This window comes from Providencia sp. UF-224, assembly GCF_058245955.1.
The window spans coordinates 77,415-103,073 of the sequence record NZ_JBSICC010000002.1 but is presented as its reverse complement, the minus strand read 5'-3'; the positions used below and the strand labels follow the sequence as shown (position 1 = coordinate 103,073).

Genomic DNA, 25,659 nt, shown 5'->3' with positions numbered 1-25,659 from the left:
ACATCGAAGTACACGATGTTTATTTGCACAAATCCATTGACAAATGCAGGGCGAAAGGGCATATTCCTCGACCTTTGAATTGTCCTCAATAGAATACATTTGGGAGTTGGACCTTGGCTAATATCAAATCAGCTAAGAAACGTGCCGTTCAGTCAGAGAAACGTCGTCAGCACAACGCTAGCCGTCGCTCTATGGTACGTACTTTTATCAAGAAAGTTTACCTTGCTATCGCTGCTGGCGATAAAGAAGCTGCTCAGAAAGCATTTAATGACATGCAACCTATTGTTGATCGTCACGCCGCTAAAGGCCTGATCCACAAAAATAAAGCAGCACGTCATAAAGCTAACTTAGTTGCTCAAATCAAAGCAATGTAATTTGCTTCTTGATTAGCTAAAAAAACCGGCCTTGGCCGGTTTTTTTATTTATTCAATTTATTGCTCAAGCCTATCAAATGGCACAGAAAATAGCTCTGAAAAATCTTTATTACAAACTCGCTGCACTGCTGGATGCTGGATCATTCTTTCTGCAAAAATAACGTAATATTCTTCTTTTACATTTTCTAATCGCCCCAATTCTACAATATCCTCACCACCTAAAAGGTCAGGTGTATACTGTGAAGGTGCAACAAAAATAGCATTATAATGCATCCCAAATGCTTTCATTAATGCAGCATCATCAAACTCACCTAAGACTTCTACTTGTAAGTTTTTATTGCGTATCCAAGCTAAGATATGCCGACCTAATAGATAACGCCTTCCAGGAATGAGTAAACGGCGTTCTTCTAAACATTCAGGAAATGGTTTTTTCGGTATTGGCTGACGGCAAAAAAAGCTCATATTGCATTCACCCAGTTTGACAGAAAATAACCCCTCTTGCTGAGACGAATCAACAGGGCAGTCCGATAAAATCATATCCAATTTATGTTGGCTTAATTGCTCTAATAGCAGTTCATGGGTTGATTCAAAGCAGCGCAAATGAATTTGCTCATGTTCGACAACTGTCGTTTCTAGAATTCGGCTAACTAGCTGCTTAGATAATGTATCAGCGACACCAACATCAAATAACAAATTGGATTCTCGGCTGTAATTGACGATATCTAGCATTTCTTGGCTGAGCATAAACATTTTGTCTGCATAGCGAAAAATGAGTTGCCCAAGTTCCGAAGGTACCAAACCGCGCCCCTGCCGCTTAAACAATTTACCACCTAAGCGTTCTTCTAGCGCCTTTATTTGCCCCGTGATAGTCTGAGGAGTCAGGTAAAGTGCATCTGCTGCCCCAACGACAGAGCCTTCTTTACATACATGCCAAAAGTAGTAAAGATGGTTAAAATTTAAATGTGAAACCCGCATATCGATTCCTTTTGTACCGTCAATAACAACCTTTGGTGCTATTCACCATACATATCTACCTGTACTCCACGACTTAGGAGCTTTTATTACGTATACCGTAGTGTACCCATCAAAAGACACACCACGGTATATCATAGAATATTAGTTCGGAAATTCTTACTAATAATTAACTAAATTACTTTATAACTCTAGTTCATACTAATTGTTTTTGCTTCGGTAAGACTACCCTTAACATAAAATAACCAAGTAGCGCTGCAACTGTCGAGCCAATCAAAATACCTAGGCGTGAGTAAGTACTATATACCTCATCCATACCATCAAATGCGAGTCCGGTTATAAAAATAGACATAGTAAAACCGATCCCACATAACACTGAAACGGCAAAAACTTGCTTTAAATTAATCGGCTCTGGTAATTTCGCAAAACCAAGTTTTACCGAAATCCAACTAAATAAGAAAATACCAATTGGCTTACCAAATATCAGCCCTGCAGCAACACCTAGTGGCAATGGACTTAATAACCCATCAAAAGTCACACCTTGTAACTGCACACCCGAATTTGCAAATGCAAAAATAGGCAAAATTAAATAGACAACCCACGGATGTAAGACATGCTCAAGCTCTTCAGAAGGTTTTGTTTGGTTTGTACCCCGTAATGGAATTAAGAAACCAACAATAACTCCCGCCAATGTTGCATGAACACCTGATTTTAATATACACACCCACAATATCAGCCCTATAACTAAATAAGCTGCTGTATTTTCCACTTTGCGCCAGTTCATTGTGACCAATATTGCAACACACAACACCGCCAAACTTAGCGCAATCATTGAAACAGAACTTGTATAGAAAAAGGCAATAATCACAATAACACCAAGGTCATCAATAATGGCTAACGCCAATAAAAAGACCTTTAACTCTGTGGGTACGCGCTTACCTAATAAAGCCATAACGCCTAAAGCAAATGCAATATCTGTTGCCGCGGGTATTGCCCAACCTTGTTGAGTGATTTCATTTCCACCATTAAAAAGCAGGTAAATTAACGCAGGTGCAATCATCCCACCTAATGCTGCAATTGCTGGAAATATGGCTTTATCACGACCCGCGAGGGATCCTTCCAATAATTCACGTTTAACTTCAAGACCCACGACTAAGAAAAAAATAGCCATTAGGAAATCATTAATCCATAAAATTAATGGCTTATCTAGTCCGAAGTCTGAAATTTTAATCGACACAGGGATCGCTAAAAATTGCTGATAAGCACCTTGTAATGGCGTATTGGCCATAATCAAAGCAACTATGGCAGCAATAATCAGGAGTAAGCCCCCTGCTGCTTCTAACCTTAAAAATTTACGAATAATTGCTGTCATTTCTTTTAACCTCAATATTTTTTGAATGTTAATATTATGCTAATTATTAATTCGTAAAAAATCGTTTATTTATCCATTAAAACTCGGAATTAACGATCTATTCAGGTTAGAGATCACTCAAAATGATAAAGAAACGTTAATTTCACTATAGACAACTTTTATAAAAACAAATAATAAATTTTTTAAAAAAGTGACTTTATAAATTCAACTTTTTCTCGTTTTTTCTAATTTACATTTTTTGATGTTCTTGTCGCAATCATCCATTTTTTCTGTTCGAAGGGTTTCGCAATAATTTTTAATGTGGGAGACTAAGTTACAACCATTTTGCAAAGCGCTTCGCAAAAAAAAATTTCTTTATTTTTCAAACAAAAAATAATCTTTATTCTTAAATTATGACCACTTACGTATTATTAGCCGTCCTTTTTGCTGCTTTTTGCCATGCAAGTTGGAATGCCTTAGTTAAATTTGGTAATGACCGTTTTTTTGGTCTCGTGATGATTTCTTTTTTTTCGGGTGTATTAGCCATTCCTGCGATATTTTGGTTAGGCTTACCCTCTCCCGAAGCAATGCACTGGTTGGCATTATCGGTTTTGTTCCACATTGGCTACACCTACTTTTTAAGCCAAGCCTATACACACGGTGATTTGAGCCAAATTTACCCAATTTCACGCGGTTCTGCGCCGCTGATAACCGCATTACTTGGTGCCTTATTATTCAATGAATTTATCCCATTGATGGGTTTCATTGGCATATTGCTCATTATTGGTGGTGTTTTACTGATTGCTTTTGCTGGAAGAAAATTTAAATTAAATATCAAAGGAAAAGCGCTAACATTTGCATTATGCACCGCCTTTTTTACTGCCTGCTACACGCTTTCAGATGGACATGGTGCTCGAGCCAGTGACGATCCGGTGGTCTATACACTATGGTTATTTCTATTAAATGGTATTGTTTTAACCATTTCTGGCATTCTCAAATACCGCGGTACATTAGTGCTAGGTATACAGCAATATTGGCGCTCAGGACTCTTTGGTGGGCTAATGCAGTTAGTTAGCTATGGCATCGCTATTTGGGCCATGAGCCAAGCTCCTATCGTCATGGTGGCAGCAATCCGAGAAACCAGTGTATTGTTTGCGATGTTTCTTTCGATTGTATTTTTAAAAGAAAAATTCAATCTGATACGAATCTTAGCCTGCTTGGTGATTTTATCCGGTGTTTTACTTGCCAAGCTCAGCAGTTAATTAGTGCTCTCGCCAAGTTTGCTCGAGCCTTTTATAAAAAATAAAAACTGATTTTTCATTTAGATATGAGGTAACAATGTCTTTTACAAAATCCTTATTAGCCCTCGCAACAATGACGGCTTCTTTTGCCAGTTTTTCAGCCACACCTGCGGATATTATGATTGTTGATGGTACTGTCTTAACGATGGATGCTAAAAATCGGATTATCGAAAACGGCACTGTGGTTATTAAAGAAAATAAAATCATTGCTGTCGGTGGCCCTGAACTGACTAAAGATTACCAAGCTCCAAAGGTATTAAATGTTGAAGGCGATATTGTCATGCCTGGCCTGATTAATACCCATACTCACGCTTCAATGACTGTTTTTCGTTCGCTAGCAGACGATGTCCCGGATCGCTTACACCGTTATATATTTCCCCTAGAAAGTAAGATGGTAAGCCGTGAAATGGTCCGTGTTGGGGCAAATCTTGCTAATGTTGAAATGATTAAAGGCGGTGTCACAACGTATGTCGATATGTATTATTTTGAAGACGAAGTGGCTAAAACAGTAGACAAAATTGGCTTAAGAGCCGTTTTAGGCGAGTCAGTCATCCAGTTTCCTGTTGCTGATGCGAAAAACGCAGATGAAGGCATTCAATACGCAGTGAATTTTATTAATCAATACAAAGGTCATCCTCGCATAACACCTGCTTTTGCCCCACACGCCCCTTATACAAACTCAACTGAACATTTACAGCAAATTTCAAAGTTATCTCAAGAACTCGATGTTCCTGTGATGATCCACTTAGCCGAAACTGATCGCGAACAAGAAGAAATCGCGAAACGAACTGGTGGAAAGAGCCCCGTTCAGTACATGGCGGATATTGGCGCACTGAATAACAAAGTCATTGCCGCACATGCCATTATGGTGAATGAACAAGACATGGATTTGCTGAAAAAATTCGATGTCGGTGTCGCACATAATATCAGTGCCAACACCAAATCAGCAAAAGGCGTTGCACCTGTCACCACCATGTTAGAAAAAGGTATCCGTGTAGGGTTAGGAACGGATGGCCCAATGTCGAGTAATACTCTAACGACGTTAAATGAGCTCAATTTGGTCGGTAAAATTCATAAGCTGGAGAACAAAGACCGAGCGGCAATGCCACCACTTACTGTCGTCGAGCTAGCCACCAAAGGCTCTGCCAAAGTCCTACATATGGAAGACAAATTAGGCTCCCTTGAAACAGGCAAACTTGCAGATATTATTGTAATTGATACTAAATCACCAAACATGGTGCCTATGTATAGCCCATATGCCGCGCTCGTTTATGGGGCGAATGGCGCCAATGTTCGTCATACCATTGTGGACGGTAAAGTTTTGATGCAAGACCGCCAATTACTCACCGCAGATGAAAAAGTGATTATTCAAGAAGCACAAGACTTTGCAAACAAAGTACGCGAAACGGTTATCGCCAGTGGGGAAGTGGTTAAATAATATAAAAAATGGCTGGTTCTGTATTTCACAGACCAGCCATTCTAATTTAGAGAATGATTAACACTTATTTATTCGTTAAATCATCAAAGAATTTTTTCACGCCATCTAGGAAGCTTTTCGAACGTGGGCTATTTTTTTCCCCGCTCTTGCCACCTAAGGACTCACCAAACTCTTTGAGTAACGCTTTTTGTTTCTCATTCAGTTTTACCGGTGTTTCTACAACAATGTGGCACATCAAATCACCTTGCAGACCACCACGCACTGATTTCACGCCTTTTCCTTTCATACGGAAAATTTTGCCAGTTTGTGTTTCCGCTGGGATTTTCAGTTTCACACGGCCATCAAGGGTTGGTACTTCAATTTCACCGCCCAATGCTGCATCGGCAAAGTTGATTGGTACTTCGCAGTGCAGGTTATTACCATCGCGCTCAAAAATGTTATGAGGCAATACATGAACCTGAACGAATAAATCTCCTGCTGGAGCACCGTTCTCACCTGCTTCACCTTCACCAGACAAACGAACACGATCACCCGTATCAACACCTGCTGGAATTTTCACTGACAGTGTTTTATATCTTTCAACACGGCCATGACCATGACATTTGTTGCATGGGTCTTTGATCACTTTTCCGCGACCATGACAGGTTGGGCAAGGTTGTTGTACCGAGAAAAAGCCTTGGCGCATATGAACTTGGCCCATACCATGACAGGTAGAGCATGTATCCGCGCTGGTTCCCGGTTTCGCACCGTTACCATGACACACATCACAGGTTTCTAGCGTTGGAATACGAATTTCTTTGGTCACTCCACGGACAGCCTCTTCAAGAGTCAATTCCATGTTGTACTGCAGATCAGAGCCACGGCTTGGGCGTTGCTGTCTGCGACCGCCTCCGAAAATGTCACCGAAGACGTCACCAAAGATATCGCTAAAGTCAGCACCACCGCCGAAGCCGCCACCGCCGCCCATTCCGCCTTGTTCAAACGCGGCGTGACCATATTGATCATAAGCAGCGCGTTTTTGCTCATCGGAAAGAACTTCGTAAGCTTCTTTAATTTCTTTAAATTTTTCTTCAGATTCATCTTTATTATCCTGATTACGGTCAGGATGGTATTTCATTGCTAAGCGCTTATACGCTCTTTTGATGTCTTTTTCTGAAGCATTCTTTTCAAGTTCTAAAACCTGATAAAAGTCTCTTTTTGCCATTTAATTTACCCTTAACATGCGGAACGGGCGCAGAGTTCCCTCAACGCCCGTATCCGGTATCAGTAACTATTAACCATCATCGCTACAGCTACTGCGCCCGCTAAGGGCATTATTTTTTGTCTTTGTCGTTAACTTCTTCGAACTCAGCGTCAACAACATCGTCATCTTTCTTCGCTTCTGCGCCAGCCGCGCCGCCCGCTTGAGCTTGTTGCTGTGCGATTTCCAGAAGTTTTGCAGATGCAGTGACTAAAGCTTGGATTTTCGCTTCGATATCCGCTTTATCTTCGCCTTTCGCTGCTGCTTCTAACTCAGATGTTGCTTTTTCGATGTTTGCTTTATCGTCCGCTGGTAATTTGTCACCTGCTTCTTCGATTTGTTTACGTGTACCGTGAACCAGTTGGTCAGCTTGGTTACGAACCTGCACTAATTCTTCAAATTTACGGTCAGCTTCTGCGTTCGCTTCCGCGTCACGTACCATTTTTTCGATTTCTTCGTCGTTCAGACCTGAAGAAGCCTTAATGGTGATGTTTTGCTCACGGCCGCTGTTTTTGTCTTTCGCAGACACATGCAAGATACCATCAGCATCGATGTCGAAAGTGACTTCGATTTGTGGCATACCGCGTGGTGCTGCTTGGATACCATCTAAGTTAAATTGGCCCAGTGATTTGTTATCACCCGCTCGTTTACGTTCACCTTGCAGAACATGGATAGTCACGGCTGCTTGGTTATCTTCCGCAGTTGAGAACACTTGGCTGTGTTTTGTTGGGATAGTGGTATTCTTCGAAATTAACGAAGTCATCACGCCACCCATAGTTTCGATACCTAAAGACAGAGGCGTTACGTCAAGTAACAGAACGTCTTTAACATCACCGGCTAAAACACCACCTTGTACTGCTGCACCCATTGCAACCGCTTCGTCTGGGTTAACGTCTTTACGTGGTTCTTTACCAAAGAAGTCTGCAACCACTTTTTGAACCATTGGCATACGTGTTTGACCACCGACTAAGATAACGTCGTTGATTTCGCTCACGCTTAAGCCCGCGTCTTGCAGAGCAACTTTCACTGGCTCCATTGAACGTTTAACTAAGTCTTCTACCAGTGACTCTAATTTTGCACGAGTCACTTTGATGTTCATGTGTTTTGGACCTGTTGCATCAGCAGTGATGTATGGCAGGTTCACATCAGTTTGTTGTGCAGAAGACAGCTCAATTTTCGCTTTTTCCGCAGATTCTTTCAGACGTTGCATTGCTAACGGATCGTTACGCAGGTCAACACCTTGTTCTTTCTTGAATTCGTCAACTAAGTAGTTGATTAAACGTGTATCGAAGTCTTCACCACCTAAGTGAGTATCACCATTAGTTGCTAAAACTTCATAGGTTTTTTCGCCATCAACTTCATCGATTTCGATGATTGATAAGTCGAATGTACCGCCACCTAAGTCGTAAACCGCAATTGTACGGTTACCAATTTCACGGTCTAAACCATAAGCTAATGCCGCTGCTGTTGGTTCATTGATGATACGTTTTACTTCTAAACCAGCGATACGGCCCGCATCTTTCGTTGCTTGACGCTGAGCATCATTGAAGTAAGCAGGAACGGTAATAACCGCTTCTGTAACGGGTTCACCCAAGTAATCTTCCGCTGTTTTCTTCATTTTTTTCAGAACTTCAGCAGAAACTTGTGGTGGAGCCATTTTTTGGCCTTTCACATCTAACCAAGCATCGCCGTTATCTGCCGCGATGATTTTGTATGGCATGATAGCGACATCGCGCTGAACTTCTTCGTCTTGGAAACGACGACCAATCAAACGCTTGATTGCAAATAAAGTATTTTCTGGGTTAGTAACAGCCTGACGTTTTGCTGGCTGACCAACTAAAATTTCACCATCTTGAGTGTACGCAATGATGGAAGGAGTAGTTCTGTCACCCTCGCTGTTCTCCAGAACACGAGCGGTAGTACCATCCATAATTGCAACGCATGAGTTAGTTGTACCCAAGTCGATACCAATAATTTTACCCATCTAAAACGCCTCCAAAGGAATTCTTTTCACTATGATTTCGATATCAATCTATATGCGGCTCAATATTTCTTTTTCAAGGGCGTTTTTAACCCTGAGCCTAAATTATTTTTCAATACGCAATAATTCACAGAGATATCGGTTGATGCTTTAAAGATGGGGTCGTAAATCCATTCATCAAGGGGGGAATTAAAAAAAATTTGCATTTATTGCAAAAAAACCTGTCTTGTGATCATTGTTTAGACAACTAAAACTGCGTATGATTCGCCGCCACCATCATTTTGGCGGCATTTACTTTCAATTTATCTATTTGAATTTTATATACTTTACCAGAGGTTATATGCAGTCTAGCTCTCTTGCAAATCCAGGCCCACTTGGTTTACTAGGCTTTGGTATGACAACCATCCTGCTGAATATTCATAATGCAGGATTTTTTCCGCTTTCATCCGTTATTTTAAGCATGGGTATTTTTTATGGTGGGATTGCCCAATTTATCGCAGGGCTAATTGAATATAAGAAAGGCAACACATTTGGCGCAACCGCATTTACCTCTTACGGAATGTTTTGGATTGCATTAGTGGGATTATTATTTTTACCTACCATGGGGTTAGCCGAAGCAACTTCCCCTGAGTTTTTAGGTGTTTTTCTCGCGATTTGGGGTGTTTTTACTTTCTTCATGTTCCTTGGCACGTTTAAAGCTAACCTTGTGCTGCAATTTGTTTTCGGTAGCTTAACCATCTTATTTGCCTTACTTGCCATCGGCAATCTGACAGGCAACGCTGCACTACTCAAATTTGCAGGTTTCGAAGGAATTATCTGTGGCGCGAGTGCGTTCTATTTAGCGGTCGCAGAAGTGTTAAATGAGCAATATGGTAGAACTGTGCTACCAATTGGCCAGCGCGGCTAATAATTGCTAATGGTATTTAATCAGGTGAGTGAATGCTCACCTGATTTCATTCAAAGAATTACTCGGTACGGATCGCCGATTTAGGTCTAAATGCCTTCACTATGGCAGGATCAGTTTCCACATACGGGCCATCAAGCAATTGAATGCAATATGGAACGCTGGCAAAAATTCCCGATACCAGCACATTACCTTCTTTATCTTTTAGCCCTTCTAATGTTTCAGCAATCGCTTTTGGTTGCCCCGGTAAATTCAATATTAAGGCTTGATTGCGGATCACGCCAACTTGGCGCGATAGAATAGCCGTGGGAACAAATTTCAGGCTAATTTGGCGCATTTGCTCACCAAACCCTGGCATTTCTCGATCAGCAATGGCTAATGTTGCATCAGGTGTCACATCACGACGAGCAGGCCCTGTACCACCTGTTGTGAGTACTAAATGACAGGCAAATTCATCCACTAGCTCACACAAAGTTTGTTCAATCATGATTTGCTCATCAGGAATTAACCGTGTTTCAATGCGAAAAGGGGTTGTCAGCGTTTTTGCCAACCACTCTTCAAGTGCTGGGATGCCTTTATCTTCGTAGATACCGCTCGAAGCACGATCAGAAACGGAAACCAGACCTATGCGCAATTCATTCATACAAACCTCAAAAATTGACTTATCAGAAACTGTTTAATTTTGCCTATAAACAGGTGTGATATCATACCATGAAGCATATTTCCGTGCAGCGTTGTGGTTTTTTTATATTTAAATTGAGAAGTAACTCAATGAATAATAGCCATAAAAAAACCCAACCAATTGGCTGGGTTTTAGCGAAGCTAGAAAAAACTACAGTAAATCTGCAATCATTTTTTCCAGTTTTTCTTGGTCTACAGCGAACTTACGGATACCGTCAGACAGTTTATCAACTGCCATTGGATCTTGGTTGTGCTGCCAGTAGAATTCAGCTTCAGTCAGTTTAGCGCCTGGCTCTTGTGTTTTGCCTGCATCTGTCAGTTTACGCACTAATGTGCCTTCAGATTCAGACAGCTCTTTCAGCAAGCCTGGGGAGATTGTTAAACGGTCACAACCTGCTAATTCAATGATTTCGCCCACATTACGGAAGCTTGCACCCATAACGACAGTTTTGTAGCCATGCGCTTTGTAGTAGTTGTAGATTTCAGTCACAGAAACCACACCTGGATCTTCTTGTGGTGCAAACTCTTTTTTGTCTGTGTTTGCTTTGTACCAGTCAAGGATACGGCCCACAAATGGAGAGATCAGGTAAACACCAGCTTCCGCACAAGCACGTGCTTGAGCAAAAGAGAATAATAAAGTCAGGTTACAGTTGATACCTTCTTTTTCCAGTTTTTCCGCCGCGCGGATACCCTGCCAAGTTGACGCTAATTTAATCAGGATGCGATCATTGCTGATACCTGCATCGTTATACATTTTGATTAAATGACGTGCTTTAGCAATACAGGCTTCTTCATCATAAGAAAGGCGTGCATCAACTTCAGTAGAAATACGACCCGGAACTAATTTCAAAATTTCCAGACCGATATTCACAGCCAGTTTGTCACAAGCATCAATAATTTGTTGCTCGCGATTGCTGCTTTGCTTACGTGCCCATTCAACCGCTTCATCAATTAATTTACGGTACTCAGGAATTTGTGCAGCATTTAAGATAAGCGACGGGTTAGTGGTCGCATCTTGTGGTTTGTAAAGCTTCATTGCTTCGATGTCGCCGGTATCAGCAACAACAGTTGTCAGACTACGTAAGGAGGTCAGTTTGTCGGTCATTTCTTTAATCTCGTTGTTATACCCGTCATATTTCAAGTTGTAGCAGTGTTGGCTAACAGACTGCAACTTGAATTACTTTGCGTATTATAAAGGAATTGTGGCTATCGCCGCACCGTCTACAGATAATATCATGCATCCATATTGCTGCAAGCAAGGAAATCTAGTCAAAAGCAACTATTTGATTGGCAATCGGTTTCGCAACTTGATATCAAGCTGAATCCTTTTAGCGAAATATCTCGTTAGCTAACAATAGCAAAGAATAATATTGATTTGGCTTATTGCATCAATTAGCTATTTAGGATGAATTTTTGCTAAAGTAAGCGTTATTATTCTTTTATAAAGGGTCAAGTCATGCTTATTACTATTTCACCTGCAAAAACATTAGACTACGAAAGCCCGCTTGCGACAGCGAAATTTACGCAACCTGAGTTATTAGCAGAATCGCAAAAGCTCATCAAAGAATGCCGTAAGTTGACCCCCGCAGATATTGCCAGTTTAATGAAGATCAGTGATAAGTTGGCAGGCCTCAACGCAGCGCGTTTTGCAGAATGGCACGCTGACTTTACCCCTGAAAATGCACGCCAAGCTATTTTAGCCTTTAAAGGTGATGTTTATACAGGGATGCAAGCAGAAACCTTTTCCCCAGCAGATTTCGAGTTTGCCCAGTCTCATTTACGTATTTTATCCGGCCTCTACGGTATTTTGCGCCCATTGGATTTAATGCAGCCTTATCGCCTTGAGATGGGAATTTCACTAAAAAATACTCGCGGTAAAAACCTATATGAATTCTGGGGCGATATTATTACAAAACAATTGAACCAAGCACTTGCTCAGCAAAAAGACCAAGTATTAGTCAATCTAGCTTCTGATGAATATTTTAAATCGGTAAATACCCAAAAATTAGATGGGCAAATTATTAAGCCTGTATTCCTTGATGAGAAAAACGGCAAATACAAAGTGATCAGCTTTTATGCGAAGAAAGCACGTGGCTTAATGAGCCGGTTTATTATTCAAAACAAACTGACAAAAACGGATCAATTATCCGACTTTAATTTAGAAGGCTATCAATTTGATGAAAGCCAATCTAAAGGTAATGAACTGATTTTTACTCGCCCAGAGCAAATTTAACCATCCAATAACGGGTATTTATTCACAGTGAATACCCGTCACTTTCAATGCATCACAAAATTCTTGGTACGCCATCACAATTTCGCGATAAAACAGCCATACTAAATCAAATTAGCATCGATTCCTCAGCCCACATTTGGGGTTTATGACAGTATAAAAGAGGTTTTTGCTCACTATTTTGGAGGTGAAGTATGCCGTATGTTGCATCATCAAAGCGCTATACTGAAATGGAATACCGTTTATGTGGCCGTAGTGGACTACGTTTACCACTGATTTCATTGGGGTTGTGGCATAATTTTGGCGATAACAAATCGTTTGATAACTGCCAAGCCATGCTGCGTCATGCTTTTGACCTTGGTATTACGCATTTTGATCTTGCCAATAATTATGGCCCTCCACCGGGATCTGCCGAGACGAAATTTGGCCAGATCTTACAACGGGATTTTCTGCCTTATCGCGATGAAATGATCATTTCATCAAAAGCGGGATATACCATGTGGGATGGCCCTTACGGGGATTGGGGAAGCAAAAAGTATTTAGTTGCCAGCCTCAATCAGAGTTTAAAACGAATGGGTCTTGATTATGTGGATATTTTTTACCACCATCGACCAGACCCTGATACACCATTAGAAGAAACCATGAGTGCTCTTGACCTTATCGTTCGTCAAGGAAAAGCACTGTACGTTGGAATTTCAAACTACCCTGCGGATTTAGCGAAAGAAGCCATTCGCATCCTGACTGAATTAGGAACGCCTTGCCTTATCCACCAGCCCAAATATTCTATGTTTGAGCGTACACCTGAAGAGGGGTTACTCGATCTACTTGAAGAAGAAGGTGTAGGTTCTATCGCATATTCTCCTCTTGCTGGCGGGATCTTAACAGATCGCTACTTGAATGGTATCCCCGCCGATTCACGGGCAGCAGGCAACCCATCGTTACCCCCTGAACGGCTCACTTCGACTGTCTTAGCAAAAGTTAAACAGTTGAATGAGGTTGCAGCAAGACGTGATCAAAAGCTGAGTCAAATGGCATTAGCGTGGTTATTACGCCATGATAGAATCACGTCCGTTTTGATTGGAGCAAGCCGCATTAGCCAAATTGATGACGCGATGGGGATCTTAAAAAACCGCGATTTCAGCCAAGAAGAACTGAAATCCATTGAGCTGATATTAGAAAGTTAATGCTATTCACACAAGTTGCAGGATGCCCTGCAACTTGATAATTTTTTTCTTAATTAACGGTATTCGCCATTGGCTTTAAATTGAACCACTGAATATGGCTGTGTTCTTCCATCTGGCTGTTCCATACCTAAACTACCGATTGGCATACCCGGAACTGAAACTCCAACTACATCCGCAGGCAACGTATCAATCGCATCTAAGCTGCTAACAGGCACATGCCCAACAATCACTTTACCTTTGTATTTAGCGACATGGCAGCTGCGTAAGTTGTATGGCACATTGAGCTCATCATTTAGTTTGTTCAACTCATCATAACTGATTTCATTGACCACAACGTCATACCCTGCTTTTTTAACACCTTCCCCCCATAGCTGGCAGCAACCACAGTTAGCATCTTTATACAGTTGTACGCTCTGGTTTTGAGAAAATGCAGAAAATGACAGTAAAAACATTCCACCTAAAATTATCTTTTTCATTGCTATTTACCTTATCAATAATAATGGCTAATACTTCAAAAGTGTCTATTTTTTATGACGTATCTGGCAGATCAATTTATATGCAGCAGGAATGATAAATAACGATAATAACGGTGCAGTTATCATTCCACCGATCATTGGGGCTGCAATTCGGCTCATCACCTCTGACCCCACTCCCGTTCCTAATAATATGGGTAATAACCCCGCTAAAATAACAGCTACGGTCATGGCTTTTGGGCGAACGCGCAATACAGCACCTTCATATAACGCGCTATCTAAATCCTGATTGGATAAATTACTTATTCCTTGCTGTTTTTCTCTATCCTCAATGGCGTGCCTTAAATAAATCAACATCACCACGCCAAATTCGGCAGCAACCCCCGCCAGTGCAATAAAGCCAGTGCCTGTTGCAACGGATAAATTAAAATTCATCCAATACAAGAACCAAATCGCACCAACTAAAGCAAAAGGTAAACTTAATAAAATTAGCAAAGCTTCGCTAAAGCGCCTAAAGGCTAAATAGAGCAAGACAAAAATAATCATGATAGTCGCGGGTACCATTAACATTAATTTTTGGTTGGCTCTTTCAAGTAATTCAAATTGCCCAGTGAAGGAATAACTGACTCCCGGCTTCATTTGAATATTATTTTTTATCGCCGTATCGATATCATTAATAACAGAGACCATATCTCTATCTCGTGCGTCGATATAAATCCAACTGGTTGGCCGTGCATTTTCTGTTTTCAGCATCGGTGGACCCATTTGCACTACGACATCGGCCACATCACTGAGGACAATTTGTTGCTTATTAGGTGTTAAAATTGGTAATAATTTCAGTGCAGAAACACTGTTTCGGTAATCCTGTGGGTACCTTAGGCTAATAGGGTAACGCTCTATCCCTTCAACAGTTTCCCCTATCATCTCCCCACCTGTCGCCGTTGAGATATACACCTGCACATCACTGATACTCATACCAAAACGAGCCGCTTTTTCCCTGTCGATTTTAACATCAATGTACCGACCGCCCACTAACCGTTCAGCTAACACAGAGACGACCCCTGGGACTGTTTTCGTCACTTTTTCAATCTGTTGTGCAAATGCATCGATTTCTTCAAGGTCTTTCCCTGACACTTTAATGCCTATCGGGCTTTTGACCCCTGTAGAAAGCATATCGATTCGATTACGAATCGGTGGAACCCATAAATTAGCAACTCCCGGCAAACGCACCGTTTCATCTAACTCATCGATAATTTTTTCCAGTGTCATCCCTTCACGCCACTCAGACTGTGGCTTTAAACGAATGGTGGTTTCGATCATTTCCATCGGCGCCGAGTCAGTGGCGGTTTCCGCTTTCCCCACCTTGCCAAAAACGGTATCAACTTCAGGAATGGTTTTGATTAACTTATCGGTATTTTGCAATAAAAAAGCCGCTTGAGCAGGAGATACCCCTGGTAAGGTCGACGGCATATACAGTAAATCACCTTCGTTAATTGATGGAAGAAATTCACCCCCTAAATGCTTTAATGGCCATATCACGGTAAACAATGACAGAACACCAATCAACAATGTCGTTTTCGGCCACGCCAATACTTTTAATAAAATGGGGCTATATATTGCAATTAGCCAACGGTTTAGTGGGTTTTTATTTTCATTTGGGATATTACCGCGGATCCAATACCCCATTAATATCGGGATCACGATTAATGCTAATGCGGCAGCGCCCGCCATCGCATAGGTTTTGGTAAATGCCAGAGGCCCAAATAAACGCCCTTCTTGGCCTTCCAACGTAAAGATAGGAATAAAAGAAAGCGTGATAATAAGTAAGCTGATAAATAATGCAGGCCCGACTTCAACTGCCGAGTCTGTAATTAATTTCCAGCGCTGCGTATTATCGAGAGCTTGCCCTTCATGTTGATGCTGCCATTTTTCTAATTTTTTATGGGCATTTTCAATCATCACAATAGCCGCATCCACCATTGCGCCAATGGCAATCGCAATTCCGCCAAGCGACATAATGTTTGCATTTATTCCTTGGTAACGCATAACAATAAACGCAATAAACAGCCCTAAAGGTAAAGAGATAATCGCCACTAAAGCAGAACGGAAATGCCATAAGAAAACCGCACAAACTAGGGCAACAACAATGAATTCCTCTAGCAGCTTATAACTAAGGTTATCAATCGCATTATCAATCAGAATGCTTCTATCATAGGTTGTGATGATTTCAATGCCTTCGGGTAAACTGGCACTTAAATCCTCAAGCTTTTGTTTTACATCATGAATAACATTTCGCGCGTTTTCACCTGAACGTAGTAAAATGATCCCGCCGACAACTTCACCTTCCCCGTTAAGCTCCGCAACACCACGGCGCATTTCAGGGCCTTCTTGGATGCGAGCCACGTCTTTCAGGTAGATTGGGACGTTATTTTCTGCCATTTTCAGGTAGATTTTATTAAAGTCATCTATAGATTGCAGATAACCATTGGCTCTAACCATAAATTCAGCTTCAGCAATTTCGATGGAAGAACCACCCGCCTCTTGATTAGCCATTTCAACGGCTTGTTTTATTTCAGGTAACGTCACTGAAAACTGCGCTAACTTAAGCGGGTCGGCAATGATTTGATAAGATTTCACCACGCCACCAACGGTTGCAACTTCAGAAACGTTTGGCAGTGCTTTTAATTCATATTTCAAAAACCAATCTTGGAGCGAACGCAATTCAGCTAAGTTATGCTTACCACTTTTATCCACCAACGCATATTCAAAAACCCAACCAACACCGGTTGCATCTGGACCAATTGAGGCAACTGCGCCTTTTGGAAGTTTTGATTGGACTTGATTTAAATACTCTAAAACCCGCGAGCGCGCCCAATATAAATCGGTATTATCTTCAAAAATGACATATACATAAGAGTCACCAAAGGCCGAAAACCCGCGAACTGTTTTTGCCCCCGGCACAGATAGCATTGTGGTTGTTATTGGGTAAGTGACTTGATTTTCAACCAGTTGCGGGGCTTGCCCTGGATAAGTGGTTTTGATTATCACCTGCACATCAGATAAGTCAGGTAAGGCATCAACAGGCGTGCTGCGGATGCTCCATATTCCTGCGATAACTAAAAATACCACGCCCATTAACACTAAAAAGCGATTTGCCACCGAGCGTCTTATAATCCATTCCAACATAGTCTACTCCTGAGATTTATGTAATGAATGATTTGATGGCTCGGATTGCAAGGGAAGCGCTTCCATTCGGGCTAATGCGCCCGCAATATTGGCTTCTGAATCGATAAGAAAAACACCTTGCGTCACAATCTTTTCGCCAACTTGTAACCCTTGTGAAATAGCCGTTGTTTGCTGGGATTCAGTGATAACACGCACTTTTTTAGGGATAAACTCACCATGTTCCCCCACGACAATAACGTGTTGTTCTTTCCCTGAATCCACAATGGCTTGAGAAGGAACTAATAAACTTTCTGGCCCCTTCGCCTGCAAGTTTAAATAGGCAGTCATACCCGGCTTTAATACATTGGCGTTATCTTCAATTTCAGCGCGAATATTAATGGTGCGACTTGCTTGATCTGCACTTGGTAATATCAACCAATTTTTCACTGTAAATTGCTGAGTTGGGTAAGCGGGGATAGACACCGAAAACTGAGCTTGTTTGGTTAATAACTCCGCTACTGATTGGGAAACAGATGCATTCACCCACAAAGGATTGGTTCCTTGTATTTGAGCAATAGCCATTTCTTTGGAAATATTCATACCTAAACGCAGATTTAATGCAGTAATAACACCCGATATCGGTGCTTGGATGGTAAAACGTGTTTGCACTTTCCCTGTTTTAATAAATTGGGAGAGAGCCCCTTCAGGCATGCCATTTAATCGTAAACGCTCAGTCACGCTATTAAGATCGGTTTGGCTTGCCCCCATTTGTTTTAACGCTAAATATTCACTTTGCGCCTCAACCCATGCGGGGATCGTCAAATCTGCAATTGGAACACCTTTTTGGATCCGCTCACCCACTGTAAATGGATACACTTTTTCAACAAAACCACTTTCTCTGGCTTGCACAATCGCAAATTGGTGATCATTAAACGTAATTTCGGCAGGAAATGTTAAGTCATAGCTTAATTGTCCCCATTTTACCTCAACCGTTTTTAACCCTAAATTTTGAGTTTGAGTTGGGTTAATAGTTATCCCTTTACTATCTGCTGATCCTTGGTTTTCATCGGCATATTTAGGCACAAGATCCATGTCCATAAATGGTGACTTACCCGGTTGATCAAACTTGGTATTTGGATACATCGGGTCATACCAATACAACACCGTGCGTTCTTGTTTTTCCATTGGTTGGTGACTATTTTCTTCAATAAAAAAATAGCGATAAAACAAGATTGAGATAACGCTCGATATAATAATAACCAACAGCAATTTAGTGAGGTTAACTAATGACATAACATCTCTCTATCTAATTAGTTTATTTTTTCGACGGATTTTAATATTGAAAGATTGCCTTTTTGCTCAAAGGAAAATTTTAATTCGTCATTGTCCTGTAAGCCTTTAATCATATTTTCATCTTCATAGGTGAAGCGCATCGTCATTGGCGGCCACCCAATACTTTCAATCTCTTTGTGGTTAATCGTTAATTTCTTATTTTCTTTATCAATAGAAATTAATTTCCCTTCCGTATTGATAACAGGCTCTGCAACTTTTTCAGGATAAACAGAATGATTATGATCCGCCGCATTTGCGTAACCTGCCGCAGTGAACATGCCCATTGAAAGGGCAAAAACGATGCCATTTAACTTTTTCATACTTGTCCTCATGATTTAATAAACCCACCACCAAGTGCAGAGAATAAAGTCACCTCATTCTTCTGCTGTTCGATTTTTAACTTCAGTAAATTTTGCTGCTCAGTAAATAAGCTTCTTTGTGCTTCAAGCACATCTAAATAGCTGGAGCCACCATAGCGGTAACTGGCTTGTTTTTGTGTTAAGACACTCTGCAATGTATTGACGTACAGTACCTGTACACTTAATTGCTTTTCCAAGCTCGACTTAATAACCAACGCATCTTTCACTTCACGAAAAGCCACTTGAATACTTTTTTCATAGTTCACAATCGCTTTGTTTTTACGGATATTTGCAAGCTCAAGGTTTCGACTATTTGTTCCTCCAGTAAAAATAGGTAGGGTGATTTTGGGAATAAAATTCCAAACACCATTTGAGGAATCAAATAAGCCTGACAATGAATCGTTGCTGTTAGCGACACCTGTATTGAAGGAAATAGAGGGGAAAAATGCAGCCCTTGCCACACCAATACTGGCATTCTCGGAAATGATATTTTGCTCTGCTGCCATAATATCTGGGCGACTTAATAGAACGTCAGAAGACAAGGTCGAAGGTGCGGTGATCAACGGGTAATTTAGTTCAAAACCACCTTCTGGTATTTTGACTTTTTGAATATAGTCATTCGTTAAAAAATTCACTAAATTTTCATTTCTGGCAATTTCGCTGTGAATGTTTTCGATATTGATTTCAATTGACTGAACTTGCCCTTTCGCTTGTTCTAAATCAGCCAATGTCGCTTTTCCTGCTGCCACTTTTTGTGCCACGATCGATTGGCTATTGAGGTAACTCGTTTTCGTCTCTTGTGCAATCAATAATAGTTGCTGGTTATATGCGACATCTAAATACGCTTCTGCAACCGTTTTAATCGTTAAAATTTGAGTTGCTCTGTGCATCTCTTCTGAGGCAATAAATTTTGCTTTATCCCCTTCAGTTAAATTTTTTATTCGCCCAAAAAAGTCCAATTCATAGCTAATATCTACGCCTGCATTATATTTTTTATCAAATGCTGCACCTTGCTGTAACCCTCGGCTATAGTCGCTCCCCATTGAAGCGTTAATCTGCGGGTATTTTTCTGCGCTAGCTAGCCCAAAACGAACTCGGGCCTCTTCGACATCCAAGGCAGCTAAATACAGATCACTATTTTTCTCAAGCGCACGTTGAATAACCGCTTTCAGTTGCGAGTCTTGAATAAACACTTGCCAGCTTGGCAGTAAAAATGTCGGTTGCTCAGTTGAGGTCGATACACCGCTGTTTAATTGGTTTGGTACATTTAAATTTGGGCGTTGGTATTCAGGTGCTAATGAAACACAGCCACTTAAAATTAGGGCATTTGCTATCAATAATATTTTGGGAAAATACATGGTATAGCCATGCCTCTGATGATTAAAATTGGCGTTATAGTAAAAAAAGCTGCCTGTTAGATTCATGACATGAAAATGACAAATTTGTCATTTTACATTTGAGGATTTCAATGCTTAGAATGAAGTAGTGCAAATATTGTCGTTGAGGTGACTGTGAAATTACTTATTGTGGAAGATGAACATAAGACCAGAGAATATTTATCTAAAGGGTTAACCGAATCTGGCTTTGTGGTTGATGCAATAGAAAATGGGATCACAGGCCTGCATATGGCGACAACTGAAGAGTATGATTTAATTATTCTTGATGTGATGTTACCCGATATTAATGGTTGGGAAATTGCTAAAAACTTGCGAGCAATGGGAAGGAATACCCCAATATTAATGTTAACTGCACTGGGTAATGTTGAGCATCGAGTAAAGGGGTTAGAATTGGGAGCCGATGATTATTTAATCAAACCTTTCGATTTTTCTGAATTACTGGCGCGCGTTCGCACCTTACTGCGCCGTGGTAATAATAGTATCCAAAAAACCCAATTCCATATCGCAGATCTTCATGTTGATTTAATAAAACGACGCGTTACTCGTGCTAACGATAAAATTAATTTAACCAGTAAAGAATTTGCACTACTTGAATTTTTTGTTTTGCACCAAGGAGAGGTTTTATCGCGTTCTTTAATTGCCTCCAAGGTGTGGGATATGAATTTTGATAGTGATACTAACGTCATTGATGTCGCAATTAAACGTTTGAGATCGAAAATAGATCTTAATTATGAGCCTAAATTGATCCACACTATTAGAGGAATGGGGTATTTATTAGAGATCCCAGAAAATGATTAAATTATTTCATCCGCCAGTCTCTATTTTAACTCGGCTCGTCGTTTTGATCGGTGCAACGCTCTCACTGGCTTTATTATTATTTAGTTGGATCATGATCAACTCCGTTGTGCTGCATTTTAAGCAACAGGATGAATACACGTTAAGCCAAATAAATTTAACCATCAGCAGCTTATTAAGCGAAAATTCCGATCCGCAAAATGAACAGTTTTTGCGTATAAAAACTATTCTAAATGAGCACCAAGATATTGCTGTTTACCTTTCAGATAATCAGGGTAATACGTTAGTTTCCCCCAATACGAATAAAGATATTATTGAAGCATTAAAAAACTACAATGCTGAAAAAAATAACCACGAACAATACCTTGAAAATTACCGCATCGCAGAAAAATATATTCAAGTTGGCATACCTAGTGATGCCAAACAATACCGATTAGTCACCGCACTTTCCCTTAATTTTCATCACGATTATTTAAGCTCGCTAATCAATAGCCTAATCATTAGCGCTGTTTTGCTATGTTTATTAACTATATTTATTGTCTATTTTCTGGTCATTAAAGGGCTTAAACCCCTTAAAGAAGTGAGTGATGAAATTAAAAATGTTACTTCAGAAAATTTAAGTGTTCGATTAGACCCCACATCCGTACCAAAAGAATTAAAACAACTCACTGAGTCATTTAACCAAATGATAGTCAAAATTGAGGATGTTTTTGTTAGGCAAACTAATTTTTCAGCCGATATTGCTCACGAGATGCGAACGCCGATTACAAACCTAATGACCGAAACTCAAATTTCGCTAAATAAGAGCCGTACAAAAGAAGAACTTGTCGAAGTTCTTTATTCAAACCTAGAAGAGTATAACCGGCTTTCACGAATGATTTCAGATATGTTATTTCTTGCTCAAGCCGATGATAATCGACTCATTCCTGAGAAAAAACAAGTGGATGTACAGTCAGAAATTGTGCTTATTTTCGATTATTTTGAGTTCTTAGCTGAAGATAATGAAATTAAACTTAAAATGGTTGGCGAAGCTGACATCATTTTAGCGGACAAAGACATGCTAAGAAGAGCACTAACAAACTTAATTTCTAATGCTATCCGCTATACACCTAAAGGTGACACAGTAAGTATAAACCTAGCAAATGTCCAAAATGGCATCGAAATTATTGTCAGTAACCCGGGAAACAAAATCCCAGAAGAACACTTGCCAAAGTTATTTGACCGATTTTATCGCGTTGATAAATCACGCCAACGAAAAAATGAAGGAAGCGGTATCGGCCTCGCCATTGTGAAGTCCATTATATTGACCCATAAAGGAACCATTAACGTGAAATCTGATGAATATTCAACACGATTTACCATTTTCTTACCCAAGAATTAAATATTCAATATGTAAGATGGCAATCTTGTCATTTTACTGTCAGCTTTTAGACAGTATGTATTCATTATTATGACCTTATTGAAATTCATTTAATTAAATAAGGATAGATAATGAAAAAGGTTATTATTGCACTAAGTCTTATTGCTGCTACCACCCATGTTGCCAATGCGAATTCAGATATGGATATTCATAAAAATGCAGCCACTGCATTAACATTTACTGAAAATAATAGTTCTGCGGCTAACCAATATGCCATCCAACAACATTTAAGCCAAGCAGGTATTAATATTGAGAAAAACATTAATAGTGGCACTACCTTTTCTCAATTAGATAGCCATGAAAAAGCCGCTATCGCCTTAAGCTTCACTCAAAATAATACCGCCCCTACTGTGTTAAGCAGTATTCGGTCACACCTTGAAAAATCAACAAACTTCAAACAAAACCAAATGAACCCCGCCACTTTATTTGCGGATATGAATGAACATGAAAAAGCAATTGTTATGCTCAAATTAAATAAAAACAGTTCGTCTGCATACATTCAAAATGAAATAGATAACCATTCGAAATTTATTAATTAAATTTTATCAAAGCCATATTATCCAAAATAAAATAATATGGCTAAAATCAATTGCACCCATGAAGAAAGCTATTATTATTTTATATTTCATCACCAACATATTTAATGAAAAGATTAAACCTCCTACCTATTGAATATTACAAATAATAAATTAGACTTTTTTATGCACTTTATTTAATTCACTTTAAACAAGGGATTTATATGCATAAAACATCTATTTTAATTATATCTTTATTATTTCCTATCTCACCTTTTGCAACAGCATCTTTTCTCTGGTTATTAGAAACACCGCCTTTAACCACATCCGAACTCTGGCAAAATCACGGTGGGAATGGTGGTAATGGAGGCCATGGAGGAAGTGGTGGAAGTGGCGGCAATGGTGGTAATGGCGGCAATGGAGGAAATGGTGGTAATGGCCACTAATTAATAATACCAATCAATATTTCCCCCTTACCTAAAGGGGGGAAATGGAGGCGCTTATGAATAACCAATCAACTTTATCATTCTGCTCTCTACTCTTAATGAGTATCTCTATTACCAGCCATGCCACTAACTCCTTTAATTTATTGATTAGTTGCTTATCTCAAGAAGCCACCACCATCATGACTAATCCTCCTTCACAATTTAATTGCGGGCTAATACATGAGAAAAAAAATACGTTTCAATTGATTGATCACGAAAACACCTCAACTAGTGGACAAAATGGCGCCAACGGCAGTAATGGCAATAATGGAGGAGTGGGCGGCGACGGCCAAAACGGTGGAAATGGGGGAAATGGGGGAAGCCATACTACTCAGAGCCACGGCAACCACGGTGGAAATGCAGCCCCTGGAACTAATGGAAATGGAGGAAATGGCGGTAGTGGGGGCATCTATGGAGGTGATGGAGGTAATGGAGGAAACGGTGACGGCAGAGGGAATGGCGGAAATGGAGGAAATGGTTCAGTTAACGGTCACGGCGGTAGTGGGGGCAATGGAGGATTAAATGGCGGAAATGGCGGCAATGGAGGTGATGGCTCAGGAAGTGGTGATGGCGGAAAAGGGGGTGATGCAGGGCCAAACGGTGGAAAAGGAGGTAAAGGTGGGCGTGGTGGTTCTGATGGTGGGCGCGATGGAGATGATGGATGGAGCTCAATTTAGCTAATAATATCATTATGATAATAATTAATTAGGCATCCGTTAAACAAAAACGGAAGCCTAAGCTTCCGTTTTGACATCACAACCCACTTATTGCTTTGGTGCTAATTTCATTAGAAATTCACGTAATTTTGCAAAATCAGAAGGTAAGAAATGAGATAACAGTGGCGAGTCTGCGCGCTCAGCTAATTCTTTTGGTAAAGGGATCTGCTTATTTAAGATCTCCTCAACGCTTTCTTTGAATTTAGCGGGGTGTGCAGTGCCGAGGAACAAGCCATATTCACCGGATTGGAGTTGATCACGCAACACACGATACGCAACCGCCGCATGAGGCTCTGATAAATACCCTTTTTTATCCAATTCACGAACGGTGTCTTTTGTCACTTCATCGTCAACTGCACCAAACCCAAGCTCTTTCATCGACCAACCTTTACGACGGAAAAGTTCTTCAATGCGCGGCCAGTTATTTGGCTGGCTCACATCCATCGCGTTAGACAACGTTGCAATCGTTTGATGTGGTTTCCACTCACCTTCGACTAAATAACGCGGAACCGTATCATTCACGTTGGTTGCCGCAATAAAGCGTTTAACAGGTAAGCCCATGGATTTTGCTAATAAACCAGCCGTTAAATCACCAAAGTTACCACTTGGAACAGAGATCACTAAATGATCACGTTTTTCAGCAGGGATCTGCGCAACCGCTTCAAAGTAATAGCAGATCTGCGCTAATAAACGGCTAATATTGATCGAGTTAGCTGAATTTAAGAATAACGCTTTTTTCAACTCCTCATCATCAAACGATTGTTTAACTAATGCCTGACAGGCATCAAAATCATCCTTGATAGCCACCGTGTGGATATTTTCACCGAGTGTACAGAACAGTTTCTCTTGCAGTGGGCTAATTTTGCCTTCTGGGTAGAGGATCACTACTTGAACGTTATTTAAACGATAGAAAGCATGTGCCACTGCCGCACCAGTATCACCAGACGTTGCTGTTAGAATTGTAACAGGTTGCTCACCCGCCACTTGCCCCAGAGCTTGCGCCATAAAGCGCCCACCGAAGTCTTTAAATGCCAATGTTGGGCCGTGATATAATTCGAGAGTTGCGACGTCATCTTCCACTTTAGAAACTGGCGCAGGGAAAGCAAATGCCGCTTTCACGCGCGCGGCAAGTTCAGCTTCTGGAATTTCATCACCAATAAACGCGCTCAGAATTTTACTACTACGCGTCACGAAATCTAATTTTAATAATTCGTCGATTTCTGCTGCGCTAAATTCTGGCAAATCTTGTGGGAAAAACAGGCCTTGCTGCTTACCTAAACCTTGTTTGACAGCTTGTGCAAAGCTAACTTGCTCGTTATTATCTTTTAAATTATACAGTTTCATTG

General features: G+C 40.6%; 23 protein-coding genes. 11 read left to right on the top strand and 12 right to left on the bottom strand.

All coding sequences use genetic code 11. The features are described 5' to 3' along the window. The first annotated feature begins 113 nt into the window (after window positions 1-113). Window positions 114-374 (top strand): 30S ribosomal protein S20, encoded by a 261-nt coding sequence (rpsT, locus tag AC4IFO_RS02750; RefSeq protein WP_219245692.1) that lies wholly within the window; start codon window positions 114-116, stop codon window positions 372-374. Window positions 375-431: 57 nt separating this feature from the next. Here rpsT and nhaR read toward each other — a convergent pair whose 3' ends face one another. Together nhaR and nhaA are read right to left on the bottom strand one after the other, a co-directional pair. After that, complete coding sequence (gene nhaR, locus AC4IFO_RS02745; protein ID WP_490731660.1) at window positions 432-1,349, bottom strand: transcriptional activator NhaR; 918 nt, start codon at window positions 1,347-1,349, stop codon at window positions 432-434. A gap of 193 nt (window positions 1,350-1,542) precedes the next feature. Beyond that, window positions 1,543-2,718: a Na+/H+ antiporter NhaA gene (gene nhaA / locus AC4IFO_RS02740; RefSeq protein WP_490731658.1), complete on the bottom strand. Its 1,176-nt coding sequence runs from the start codon at window positions 2,716-2,718 to the stop codon at window positions 1,543-1,545. Window positions 2,719-3,110: 392 nt separating this feature from the next. On the opposite strand from nhaA, the gene AC4IFO_RS02735 reads away from it, so the two are divergent. After that, window positions 3,111-3,959: an EamA family transporter gene (locus tag AC4IFO_RS02735; RefSeq protein WP_490731656.1), complete on the top strand. Its 849-nt coding sequence runs from the start codon at window positions 3,111-3,113 to the stop codon at window positions 3,957-3,959. Between the two features lie 76 nt (window positions 3,960-4,035). Continuing rightward, window positions 4,036-5,436, top strand: a complete 1,401-nt coding sequence (locus tag AC4IFO_RS02730; RefSeq protein ID WP_490731654.1) for an amidohydrolase — start codon at window positions 4,036-4,038, stop codon at window positions 5,434-5,436. 64 nt (window positions 5,437-5,500) lie between these two features. On the opposite strand, the gene dnaJ is transcribed toward AC4IFO_RS02730, so the two are convergent. Then, a complete protein-coding gene (dnaJ, locus tag AC4IFO_RS02725; RefSeq protein WP_219245687.1) occupies window positions 5,501-6,640 on the bottom strand; it encodes a molecular chaperone DnaJ in 1,140 nt (379 codons plus the stop codon). Between the two features lie 109 nt (window positions 6,641-6,749). Beyond that, window positions 6,750-8,660: a molecular chaperone DnaK gene (gene dnaK, locus AC4IFO_RS02720; protein ID WP_490731651.1), complete on the bottom strand. Its 1,911-nt coding sequence runs from the start codon at window positions 8,658-8,660 to the stop codon at window positions 6,750-6,752. A 337-nt stretch (window positions 8,661-8,997) separates the two neighbouring features. On the opposite strand from dnaK, the gene satP reads away from it, so the two are divergent. Next, entirely contained in the window at window positions 8,998-9,564 is a 567-nt protein-coding gene (gene satP, locus AC4IFO_RS02715; protein ID WP_490731649.1) for an acetate uptake transporter, read from the top strand. 58 nt (window positions 9,565-9,622) lie between these two features. Here the strand turns inward: satP and mog are convergent, their stop codons facing one another. After that, the gene (gene mog, locus AC4IFO_RS02710) at window positions 9,623-10,204 is read right to left on the bottom strand and encodes a molybdopterin adenylyltransferase (protein ID WP_219245684.1); all 582 of its coding nucleotides are present in this window, start codon (window positions 10,202-10,204) and stop codon (window positions 9,623-9,625) included. Between the two features lie 189 nt (window positions 10,205-10,393). Beyond that, window positions 10,394-11,347 carry a transaldolase gene (tal, locus tag AC4IFO_RS02705; protein WP_272539038.1) on the bottom strand — a complete coding sequence of 318 codons (954 nt, stop codon included), beginning with the start codon at window positions 11,345-11,347 and terminating at the stop codon, window positions 10,394-10,396. Window positions 11,348-11,698: 351 nt separating this feature from the next. Here tal and yaaA point away from each other — a divergent pair, with 351 nt between their 5' ends. Continuing rightward, window positions 11,699-12,475, top strand: a complete 777-nt coding sequence (gene yaaA / locus AC4IFO_RS02700; RefSeq protein ID WP_490731646.1) for a peroxide stress protein YaaA — start codon at window positions 11,699-11,701, stop codon at window positions 12,473-12,475. Window positions 12,476-12,666: 191 nt separating this feature from the next. Further along, window positions 12,667-13,656, top strand: a complete 990-nt coding sequence (locus AC4IFO_RS02695) for an aldo/keto reductase (RefSeq protein WP_490731644.1) — start codon at window positions 12,667-12,669, stop codon at window positions 13,654-13,656. A 53-nt stretch (window positions 13,657-13,709) separates the two neighbouring features. Here AC4IFO_RS02695 and AC4IFO_RS02690 read toward each other — a convergent pair whose 3' ends face one another. The 5 genes from AC4IFO_RS02690 to AC4IFO_RS02670 are packed head-to-tail and all read right to left on the bottom strand — an operon-like array spanning window position 13,710 to window position 20,343. Next, the gene (locus AC4IFO_RS02690; protein ID WP_490731642.1) at window positions 13,710-14,132 is read right to left on the bottom strand and encodes a DUF411 domain-containing protein; all 423 of its coding nucleotides are present in this window, start codon (window positions 14,130-14,132) and stop codon (window positions 13,710-13,712) included. A gap of 45 nt (window positions 14,133-14,177) precedes the next feature. Beyond that, window positions 14,178-17,315 (bottom strand): efflux RND transporter permease subunit, encoded by a 3,138-nt coding sequence (locus tag AC4IFO_RS02685; protein WP_490731640.1) that lies wholly within the window; start codon window positions 17,313-17,315, stop codon window positions 14,178-14,180. A 3-nt stretch (window positions 17,316-17,318) separates the two neighbouring features. Then, window positions 17,319-18,587 (bottom strand): efflux RND transporter periplasmic adaptor subunit, encoded by a 1,269-nt coding sequence (locus AC4IFO_RS02680; protein ID WP_490731638.1) that lies wholly within the window; start codon window positions 18,585-18,587, stop codon window positions 17,319-17,321. Between the two features lie 17 nt (window positions 18,588-18,604). Next, window positions 18,605-18,946 (bottom strand): copper-binding protein, encoded by a 342-nt coding sequence (locus AC4IFO_RS02675; protein ID WP_490731636.1) that lies wholly within the window; start codon window positions 18,944-18,946, stop codon window positions 18,605-18,607. Window positions 18,947-18,954: 8 nt separating this feature from the next. Continuing rightward, window positions 18,955-20,343, bottom strand: coding sequence for an efflux transporter outer membrane subunit (locus tag AC4IFO_RS02670; RefSeq protein ID WP_490731634.1), 1,389 nt, complete (start codon window positions 20,341-20,343; stop codon window positions 18,955-18,957). Between the two features lie 153 nt (window positions 20,344-20,496). On the opposite strand from AC4IFO_RS02670, the gene AC4IFO_RS02665 reads away from it, so the two are divergent. The 5 genes from AC4IFO_RS02665 to AC4IFO_RS02645 all read left to right on the top strand — a co-directional run bounded on the left by AC4IFO_RS02665 (window position 20,497) and on the right by AC4IFO_RS02645 (window position 24,274). Further along, window positions 20,497-21,180 carry a heavy metal response regulator transcription factor gene (locus AC4IFO_RS02665; protein WP_490731632.1) on the top strand — a complete coding sequence of 228 codons (684 nt, stop codon included), beginning with the start codon at window positions 20,497-20,499 and terminating at the stop codon, window positions 21,178-21,180. Then, window positions 21,173-22,558, top strand: a complete 1,386-nt coding sequence (locus tag AC4IFO_RS02660) for a Cu(+)/Ag(+) sensor histidine kinase (protein WP_490731630.1) — start codon at window positions 21,173-21,175, stop codon at window positions 22,556-22,558. Before AC4IFO_RS02665 ends, AC4IFO_RS02660 begins: the two co-directional genes overlap by 8 nt. 110 nt (window positions 22,559-22,668) lie before the next feature. Then, the gene (locus AC4IFO_RS02655) at window positions 22,669-23,136 is read left to right on the top strand and encodes a hypothetical protein (protein ID WP_490731628.1); all 468 of its coding nucleotides are present in this window, start codon (window positions 22,669-22,671) and stop codon (window positions 23,134-23,136) included. Between the two features lie 200 nt (window positions 23,137-23,336). After that, complete coding sequence (locus AC4IFO_RS02650; protein WP_490731626.1) at window positions 23,337-23,558, top strand: hypothetical protein; 222 nt, start codon at window positions 23,337-23,339, stop codon at window positions 23,556-23,558. Window positions 23,559-23,614: 56 nt separating this feature from the next. After that, window positions 23,615-24,274, top strand: coding sequence for a hypothetical protein (locus AC4IFO_RS02645; protein ID WP_490731624.1), 660 nt, complete (start codon window positions 23,615-23,617; stop codon window positions 24,272-24,274). A gap of 87 nt (window positions 24,275-24,361) precedes the next feature. Here the strand turns inward: AC4IFO_RS02645 and thrC are convergent, their stop codons facing one another. After that, complete coding sequence (gene thrC / locus AC4IFO_RS02640; protein ID WP_490731622.1) at window positions 24,362-25,657, bottom strand: threonine synthase; 1,296 nt, start codon at window positions 25,655-25,657, stop codon at window positions 24,362-24,364. Window positions 25,658-25,659: the final 2 nt, after the last annotated feature.